Here is a 584-nt window from a genome sequence, read left to right as displayed (position 1 = left end):
AGCCTATATGAGCTGGATCTTTGCGCGGGAGTTCATGTATTCAAACTAAAAACTGGTGGAGAAAATTTATCGATTCACTCATGGGGAGCCGCAATTGATTTGAGTCATCTGATCAATGGCTGGAAAATAAAGCATAGTAAGGACCCAAAGAAGAAAATGATGCCATTGGAAGTAGTTAAGTTGTTCGAAGATGAGGATTGGACTTGGGGTGGAAAATGGAAATACGCCGATGCAATGCATTTTCAAGCAGCCAATATTTAGGGTCGACTTTTAGATTGTGACAACTGATATAATACTTCTAATATATCCGTAGATTATTGTGATAGTCAATTCATTATGTGCGGTTTTACAAATATCGATGTTTGACATTGGCAAAGATATAAAATTTTCGCGTAACTGATCTAAATCGCTCTTGCGCGGAGTACACGATGCCATTTCTAAAAATCTCTGCTGACGTGCTTTCTGAGTTTCTCGACCAAGGGCAGTGGTCGATCGCTGGGAAGGAAAATCTTGATCTGCGGGAATAGCTCACGTTTACGTTCGTAGCAGAACTGGCGCATAGGTTTCGGCACGCTCCCCACGAC

The 584-nt window shown here is 41.8% G+C and carries 1 protein-coding gene; it reads left to right on the top strand.

Going from position 1 to position 584, the window contains the following annotated elements; all coding sequences use genetic code 11:
• Positions 1-261, top strand: a 261-nt coding sequence (locus NS334_RS17960) for a M15 family metallopeptidase (RefSeq protein ID WP_193753153.1), incomplete at its 5' end; no start/stop codon positions are given.
• Positions 262-584: the final 323 nt, after the last annotated feature.

This window comes from Sphingomonas endophytica (assembly GCF_001476895.1).
GTDB lineage: Bacteria > Pseudomonadota > Alphaproteobacteria > Sphingomonadales > Sphingomonadaceae > Sphingomonas > Sphingomonas endophytica_A.
This window is presented reverse-complemented; position numbering and strand designations above follow the sequence as displayed.